This is a genomic window from Streptomyces sp. NPDC058985 (genome assembly GCF_042740985.1).
Lineage (GTDB): Bacteria > Actinomycetota > Actinomycetes > Streptomycetales > Streptomycetaceae > Streptomyces.
This window is the reverse complement of sequence record NZ_JBHYJX010000007.1, coordinates 260,977-268,738: the sequence shown is the minus strand read 5'-3', so window position 1 is coordinate 268,738 and position 7,762 is coordinate 260,977. Positions and strand designations below refer to the sequence as shown.

7 protein-coding genes are annotated in these 7,762 nt (G+C 72.6%); 3 read left to right on the top strand and 4 right to left on the bottom strand.

Annotation, left to right across the window (positions count from 1 at the left end; all coding sequences use genetic code 11):
- Positions 1–155 precede the first annotated feature (155 nt).
- Positions 156–896 carry a hypothetical protein gene (locus ACFW01_RS09305; RefSeq protein WP_234954854.1) on the bottom strand — a complete coding sequence of 247 codons (741 nt, stop codon included), beginning with the start codon at positions 894–896 and terminating at the stop codon, positions 156–158.
- Between the two features lie 287 nt (positions 897–1,183).
- Between ACFW01_RS09305 and ACFW01_RS09300 the strand changes: the two genes are divergently transcribed.
- From ACFW01_RS09300 to ACFW01_RS09290, 3 genes are read left to right on the top strand one after another with little or no spacing between them, the layout of a single operon-like run.
- Positions 1,184–2,491 carry a magnesium transporter MgtE N-terminal domain-containing protein gene (locus tag ACFW01_RS09300; RefSeq protein ID WP_384502756.1) on the top strand — a complete coding sequence of 436 codons (1,308 nt, stop codon included), beginning with the start codon at positions 1,184–1,186 and terminating at the stop codon, positions 2,489–2,491.
- Positions 2,475–3,071, top strand: a complete 597-nt coding sequence (locus ACFW01_RS09295; RefSeq protein ID WP_234954857.1) for a DUF1003 domain-containing protein — start codon at positions 2,475–2,477, stop codon at positions 3,069–3,071. The genes ACFW01_RS09300 and ACFW01_RS09295 overlap by 17 nt, the downstream gene beginning before the upstream one ends.
- A 44-nt stretch (positions 3,072–3,115) precedes the next feature.
- Positions 3,116–4,249 (top strand): Mrp/NBP35 family ATP-binding protein, encoded by a 1,134-nt coding sequence (locus ACFW01_RS09290; protein ID WP_234954858.1) that lies wholly within the window; start codon positions 3,116–3,118, stop codon positions 4,247–4,249.
- Between the two features lie 74 nt (positions 4,250–4,323).
- Here the strand turns inward: ACFW01_RS09290 and ACFW01_RS09285 are convergent, their stop codons facing one another.
- The 3 genes from ACFW01_RS09285 to ACFW01_RS09275 form a co-directional block, all read right to left on the bottom strand.
- Positions 4,324–4,995 (bottom strand): hypothetical protein, encoded by a 672-nt coding sequence (locus tag ACFW01_RS09285; protein ID WP_161331888.1) that lies wholly within the window; start codon positions 4,993–4,995, stop codon positions 4,324–4,326.
- Between the two features lie 217 nt (positions 4,996–5,212).
- A complete protein-coding gene (locus ACFW01_RS09280; RefSeq protein ID WP_384502755.1) occupies positions 5,213–5,680 on the bottom strand; it encodes a sec-independent translocase in 468 nt (155 codons plus the stop codon).
- Positions 5,681–5,801: 121 nt separating this feature from the next.
- Positions 5,802–7,679: a trypsin-like peptidase domain-containing protein gene (locus ACFW01_RS09275; protein ID WP_234954860.1), complete on the bottom strand. Its 1,878-nt coding sequence runs from the start codon at positions 7,677–7,679 to the stop codon at positions 5,802–5,804.
- Positions 7,680–7,762: the final 83 nt, after the last annotated feature.

Here is a 7,762-nt window from a genome sequence, read left to right as displayed (position 1 = left end):
CGCGGCGTCCGGTGCGTGCTCTGGGGGTCCCCCCGGCCGGAGGCTGGGGGAGTGCCGGGCGCAGCCCCTCGTACTGGGCGTACTCGGGGCTTCGCCCGGTGCGGCGAGAGTGCGTGCCGCGCGTCGCGGGGCAGGCAGGACTTTGCGGACACGACCTAGGACGACGGCAGCTGTTTGCCGTAGTCCAGGGTGTCGTCCTTCGGTGGCTCCTCGAGTGCGAAGTCCGTGTTCCAGTCCGAGAAGCTCAGCGTGCCCGCGCTGCCCGCCCGCACCAGCCGCAGCGGGTACGGCGAGCCCTCCAGGGAGACGTCGAGCGAGCCGCCGGCGCCGTCGTCGCCGGTGATCCGGATGGTGCGGACCCCCGCCTGCTCGTGCCGACCGTCGGTCTTGACCTCTCCGTGCAGCGTCAGCAGACCTCCGAGGAGGACGTCCTTGTCCGTGAAGCCGCTGAACTTCTTGTACACGGGGTCGCCCTGCGGCACCTTCACGTACTTGCCGGCCAGCTTCTCGGCGGCCTTGGCGTCACCGCCGTCGTGGCTCCAGAACCCGGCGTCGGCCTTGAGGAAGAGCTGCTCCCCGACGCGCAGCAGCCCGAACGTCGCCCCCTCGGCGGCGACCGAGCCGGTGCCTCCGTCGGCCTTCAGCCGCATGTCGAGGCGGTATGTGCTCCCGCCGGCGGCCACGGTGCCGTGCAGGCGTACCGCCTCGGCGGACTGGGCGACCGCGCGGGACTTGGTCTGGATCGTGTCGGCCGGAAGCTTCCCGAGGCCGTTGGTCCCCGCGTCCGGGTCCTCGCCGCCGCAGCCCGTCAGCCCCGCGCCCGTCACCGCGGCCAGGGCACACACCACGCCCTTGAGAGCGGCCCTGCGGACACGGCGCCGGGGAGTCACAGACACAGGTGGAACTGCCTTTCTGACAGGGGCTGACACGACGCGGACGGGACGCCGCCGGCGGGCTGACCGCGGGGCGGCGTACCGCAGCGTACCGGGGCCCCGGAGGGCGAACGGAGCCAGTCCGTCCGGACCGGCCGCCAGGGCGCGGCCGATCGGGACGGGCTAGCCTGAAGCCCGTCCGAGCGGGCAATTCGGAAAAGAGACACCGTACGAATCAGCCGTCACGCATCAGCCGTCACGCACTCTGAGCCACGCACTCTGAGGCACGCTTACGAAAAGGAGCCGCGGCCATGGCAGCGGGCGCCCCCCGGATCTTCGTCTCCCATCTCTCCGGCATCGCCGTGTTCGACCCGGCCGGCGACCAGGTGGGCCGGGTGCGCGACCTGGTCGTCATGCTCCGGGTGGGCCGCAAACCCCCGCGGGTGCTCGGGCTGGTCGTCGAACTCACCACCCGCCGCCGCATCTTCCTGCCCATGACCCGGGTCACCGGCATCGAGTCCGGCCAGGTCATCACCACCGGGGTGGTCAACGTCCGGCGCTTCGAGCAGCGGCCCACCGAGCGCCTCGTCTTCGGCGAACTGCTCGACCGGCGGGTCTCGCTCACCGAGACGGGCGAGGAGGTGACCGTCCTCGACCTGTCGGTGCAGCAGCTGCCGGCCCGCCGGGACTGGGAGATCGACAAGGTCTTCGTGCGCAAGGGCAGGAAGGGCGGCGCCTTCCGGCGGGCCAAGGGCGAGACCCTCACCGTCGAGTGGTCCGGCGTCACCGGCTTCTCCGTGGAGGAGCACGGGCAGGGCGCCGAGAACCTCCTCGCCACCTTCGAGCAGCTGCGCCCCGCCGACCTCGCCAACGTCCTGCACCACCTGTCCGCCAAGCGCCGCGCGGAGGTCGCCGCCGCCCTCGACGACGACCGCCTGGCCGACGTACTGGAGGAGCTGCCGGAGGACGACCAGATCGAGATCCTCGGCAAGCTCAAGGAGGAGCGCGCCGCGGACGTGCTGGAGGCGATGGACCCCGACGACGCGGCCGACCTGCTCGGCGAGCTGCCCGAGGCGGACAAGGAACGGCTGCTGAGCCTGATGCAGCCGGACGACGCGGCCGACATGCGGCGCCTGATGGCGTACGAGGAGCACACGGCCGGCGGTCTGATGACCACCGAGCCGATCGTGCTGCGGCCCGACGCGACCGTCGCCGACGCCCTGGCCCGGATCCGCAACCCCGACCTGTCCCCGGCGCACGCCGCCCAGATCTACGTGTGCCGACCGCCGGAGGAGACGCCGACCGGCAAGTACCTGGGCACCGTCCACTTCCAGCGCCTGCTGCGCGACCCCCCGTACACCCTGGTCGGGTCGATCCTCGACGACGATCTGCGGCCCCTGGACCCGGACGCCGCGCTGCCCGTCGTCGCCGGGTTCTTCGCCGCGTACGACATGGTCGCGGCGCCGGTCGTGGACGACTCCGGGTCGCTCCTCGGCGCGGTCACCGTGGACGACGTACTGGATCACATGCTGCCCGACGACTGGCGGGAGACCGAGTACCACCTCGACGAGCCGGCCGGGGCGGCGAAGGAGGGGAGCGCCGATGGTGCCCGACCGTGAGACGGCGACCCGGGAGCGGGCCGCGTCGGGAGCCACGGCCTCCCGTTCCCGTGCCCGGCTGGACCAGCCCCGCGCGCCACGCCGCCGCATCCTGCCCGAGTGGGACCCGGAGTCCTTCGGCCGGCTCTCGGAACGGGTCGCGCGGTTCCTGGGCACCGGGCGGTTCATCGTCTGGATGACGTTCGTCATCATCCTGTGGGTGGTGTGGAACGTGTCCGCGCCGAGCGGGCTGCGGTTCGACGAGTACCCGTTCATCTTCCTGACGCTGATGCTCTCGCTGCAGGCTTCCTACGCGGCCCCTCTCATCCTGCTCGCGCAGAACCGGCAGGACGACCGGGACCGGGTCAATCTCGAGCAGGACCGCAAGCAGAACGAGCGGTCGATCGCCGACACCGAGTACCTGACCCGGGAGATCGCGGCACTCCGCATCGGCCTGGGCGAGGTCGCCACCAGGGACTGGATCCGCTCCGAGCTGCAGGACGTGCTCCGGGACCTGGAGGAGCGGCAGAACGGCCACCACCCCGACCGCGGGGTATTCCCGGCGGATCGCCCGCCGGGGCGTGACGTACACGACCGCTGACGGGGCTTTCCGTGCCCGGTGTGCGGCGCCGTACCATCGTGACTATGGCTACGGAAGACGCGGTGCGCGAGGCACTGGCGACGGTGAACGACCCCGAGATCAACCGGCCCATCACCGAGCTGGGGATGGTCAAGTCGGTGGAGATCGGCGCGGACGGAGCGGTCGCGGTCGCCGTGTACCTGACGGTCTCCGGCTGCCCCATGCGGGACACCATCACGCAGCGCGTGACGGACGCCGTCGCGGCGGTCGAGGGGGTCACGCGCGTCGACGTCGAGCTGGACGTGATGAGCGACGAGCAGCGCAAGGAGCTGGCGAGCGCCTTGCGCGGCGGCCAGACCGAGCGCGAGGTCCCCTTCGCCAAGCCCGGCAGCCTCACCCGGGTCTACGCGGTCGCGTCCGGCAAGGGCGGCGTCGGCAAGTCGTCGGTGACGGTGAACCTGGCGGCGGCGATGGCGGCGGACGGCCTCAAGGTCGGGGTCGTCGACGCCGACATCTACGGCCACTCGGTGCCGCGCATGCTGGGCGCCGACGGACGCCCCACCCAGGTCGAGAACATGATCATGCCGCCGTCGGCGAACGGCGTGAAGGTCATCTCCATCGGCATGTTCACCCCGGGCAACGCGCCGGTCGTCTGGCGCGGCCCGATGCTGCACCGCGCGCTCCAGCAGTTCCTGGCCGACGTGTACTGGGGCGACCTGGACGTCCTGCTGCTCGACCTGCCGCCCGGCACCGGTGACATCGCGATCTCGGTGGCCCAGCTGGTGCCGAACGCCGAGATCCTGGTCGTGACGACCCCTCAGCAGGCCGCCGCCGAGGTGGCGGAGCGGGCCGGGGCCATCGCCGTGCAGACCCACCAGAAGATCGTCGGCGTGGTCGAGAACATGTCCGGCCTGCCCTGCCCGCACTGCGGCGAGATGGTCGACGTGTTCGGCACGGGCGGCGGCCAGTCGGTCGCCGACGGCCTCACCCGCACCACCGGCGCCTCCGTGCCGGTGCTCGGCGCCATCCCGATCGACGTCCGGCTCCGCGAGGGCGGCGACGAGGGCAGGCCCGTCGTTTTGTCCGACCCGGAGTCCCCGGCGGGCGCGGCCCTGCGCTCGATCGCGGGCAAGCTGGGCGGCCGTCAGCGCGGCCTCTCGGGCCTGTCGCTGGGGATCACGCCGAAGAACAAGTTCTGACCCTCGCCGCGAGGTGACCGGGGCGCTGTCCGGCGGGACGGCGCCCCTCGTCGTGTACGGACGGCCGCCGGGCGTCAGACGTAGGCGGCGATGTCCTTGACCACGGAGAAGGCCAGGCCGTACGCGCTCATGCCCCGGCCGTAGGCGCCGAGGTGCACGCCCTGCTCGGTGGAGCCCGCGAGGACCCAGCCGAACTCGGACTCCCGGTAGTGGAACGGCGTCGGCACGCCGTCCACGGGGAGGGACAGGGTCGTCCAGTCCTCGCCGTCCAGGTCGTCCGCGAGGACCCAGGCCGTCTCCGTCTGCTGCTCCAGCCAGTCGTCGCGCAGCGAGTGGTCCATCTGGCCGGGCCAGGTGAAGGACAGCAGGCCCACGCCGGCGAGCCAGGCCGCCGAGGAGACCGAGGTCGCCTCCAGCAGGCCCGTGCCGTCGGCGCTGCGCCGGTCCGGGTTGGCCGCCACGGTCACGACGACCGCGAACTTCTCCTTGGCGTCCTGTTCGTCGCCCGCGACGTGCTCGTTGCGGACCGACGGTTCGTCGCCGTGCCCGATCGAGCCGTGCTCGACGGTGCCGTCGGCCGCCGTACCGAGCTGCATCAGCCTGCGCGGTCCCGTGAACGCCTCATCGAGGCCGTACCACGGGAAGGGCGCACTCAGGTAGCCGTCGACCGTCTGCCGGCCGGACGGGGACTGGGGTCCGCCCTCCGCGGCCGGCGCCTGTGCGACCGCCTGACTCGTCGTCTCCATGTGCCCGGACGCCTCCTCGCGCTCGTCGGGCCGGAACGGCCCGCCCCCCTTCGGGCGCACTCGTCCGGTCCGCACAACAACTCGGGAAGCATAGCCACACCACTGGCGGCAGCCGGGAAAGCGCCCGGCGCGTGGTCGCCCGGAGGCCGTCATCGGGCCCGGTACGCCCCCGTCCGGAGTATGAGACGCGTCACCCGCGGTGAGGTGGCGGGTGGGCTCAGGTGGCGTCGGCGTCGAAGGGCGGGCGGTCCTCGGCGGCGGGCTTCTCGGGCTTCTTCGCCATGTCGGGCTTCTTCGACATGTCGATACGGCCGCCGCCCGAACCGGACGAGGACGCGGACCCGGACGACGAGGACTCCGTGTCGCGGCCGTGCACCGCGTCGGTGACCTCGGCCATCTCCTTCTTCAGGTCGAAGCCGTTGCGGAGTTCCTTGAGCCCCAGCTCGTCGTTCTCCATCTGCTTGCGGATGAACGTCTTGGGGTTGAGGTCCTCGAACTCGAAGTCCTTGAACTCGGGGCCCAGCTCCTGGCGGATGTCCTGCTTGGCGCTGTCCGAGAACTCCCGGATCTTCCGGATGGTGCGCGTCACGTCCTGGATGACCTTGGGGAGCTTGTCCGGACCGAAGACGAGCACGGCGAGAACAACGAGCGCGACCAGCTCGAGTGGTCCTATGTCATTGAACACCTGAAGCTCCTTGGGATGTCCGGGCCGCCACCACGGTACCCGCCGACCCCGCGTGACCGGTACCGTCCCGTGAGTCCCGAGTGCGTGTATGCGAGCGCTTTCCGAATTGTTTGCCTTCCGCTCAGTCGCCGTCGGAGGAGCCGAGGACCAGGGAGACCTTTGTTTCCTTGCCGCCGCGTTCAAGGGTGAGTTCGAGGCGGTCGCCGGGGCGGTGGGCGCGGGTCTTGACGATCAGTTCCTCGCCGGAGTGGACGCGTTGTCCGTCCACCGCGGTGATCACGTCCCCCGGCTTGATGCCGGCCTTGGCGCCCGCACCGCCCTTGGTGACCGCGGATCCGTCGGCGCCGACCCGGGCGCCGTCGCCCGTGTAGTTCATGTCGAGGGTGATGCCGATGACCGGGTGGCTCGCCTTGCCGGTGTTGATCAGTTCCTCGGCGACGCGCTTGCCCTGGTTGATGGGGATGGCGAAGCCGAGCCCTATGGAACCGGACTGGCCGCCGTCCGACTCGGCGCTGCCGCCGCCCGCGGAGCGGATGGCGGAGTTGATGCCGATGGCCCGGCCCTGGGAGTCCAGGAGGGGGCCGCCGGAGTTGCCCGGGTTGATGGGCGCGTCGGTCTGGAGGGCGTCGACGTACGACACGTCGCTGGCGTCGCCCTCCTCGCCGCCGGCGGTGATGGGGCGCTCCTTGGCACTGATGATGCCGGAGGTGACCGTGCCCGCCAGGTCGAAGGGGGCGCCGATGGCCACGACGGGGTCCCCGACCCGGACGTTGTCGGAGTTGCCGAGGGGCATGGGGGTGAGGCCGCTGACGCCCTTCACCTTCACCACGGCGAGGTCGTACCCGCTGTCGCGGCCGACGACGGTGGCCTCGGCGGTGTCGCCGCTGTTGAAGGTCACCGTTATCCCGCCGCCGTCTCCGGCGGGGTCCACGACGTGGTTGTTGGTCAGGATGTGGCCGCGGTCGTCGAGGACGAAGCCGGTGCCGGTGCCCGCGGCGTCGCTGCCGCTGACGTGCAGGGTCACCACGCTGGGCAGGGCGCGGCCGGCCAGCGCCGCGACACTGCCGGGCGCCCGCTCGGCGGACTCGGCACCGGCCTGCGGCAGCTCTACGGTGCCCACGCCGCCGTTGCGCTCCAGGTAGACGCCGATGGCGCCGCCCACGGTGCCGGAGATCAGCGCGATGAGCAGCGCTCCGCCGATCAGCGCCTTCCTGAGCCCCCTGCGCCGCTCGTCCGGCGTCCCGGGGGGCCTGCCACTGTGCTGGAGGGGCTCCGGGGCGGACGACGCGGCCCAGGGGTCGTAACGGCCCCAGGGGTCGAGCGGGGGCTCGGCACCCTGCACCGCCGTCGGCTCGGGAGCGGGGCCGGCCGCTCCCCCGGGCTCTCCTGCCGGGGCGGCCGCGTGCGCGGGGACGCCGAGGGACGCCGCGTCACGCATCCCCGCGGGCTCCCGGGCCGGAGGGACCGGGGGCGGGGCGTCGGTCAGCGCCGGGTCCGGGCTCGCGCCGGGCGGGGCCGTGGGGACGGCGGGCGCGGGCGGCGGCGTGCTGTGAGGTACTGGCGGCGCCGTGTGTCCGGTCGGCGGGACCGGGGACGGGACGTCCGCCGGCGCCGGGTCGGGGGTCGCGCCGGGCGGGGGCGTGGGGACGGCGGGCGCGGGCGGCGGTGTCGTGCCGTGGGCCGGGGTTGTCGCCGGGTGCTGGACGGGTGGGGCGGGTGCCCAGGGGCCCGGTTCGCCGTACGGCGGGGTGCTGTACGGGTCGGGTTCGTGGAGGGGCTTCGGGCGCGCCTCACCGCCGGGTGCCGGGCGGTCCAGCTCGTAGTCCCCCTCGTCGGCCGCGCGGGGCGGCAGCGGGCGTTCGAGCTCGAAGTCGCCGCCGTCGGTGCCCTCGGGACCCGTACCGCGAGGCCGTTCCAGCTCGAAGTCGCCGTCCGTCGCGTCCTCGGACGAGCGGGGACGAGTCCACCACTTCGCCTTCGTGGGCTTCGCCTCGTTCATGTTCTCCCCCGCAGCTGGCCGCAGATCGTCGGCTCCAAGGGCTCTGGCGCCACCCCGGATTCAATCAGGTTCCGGGCCCGGCG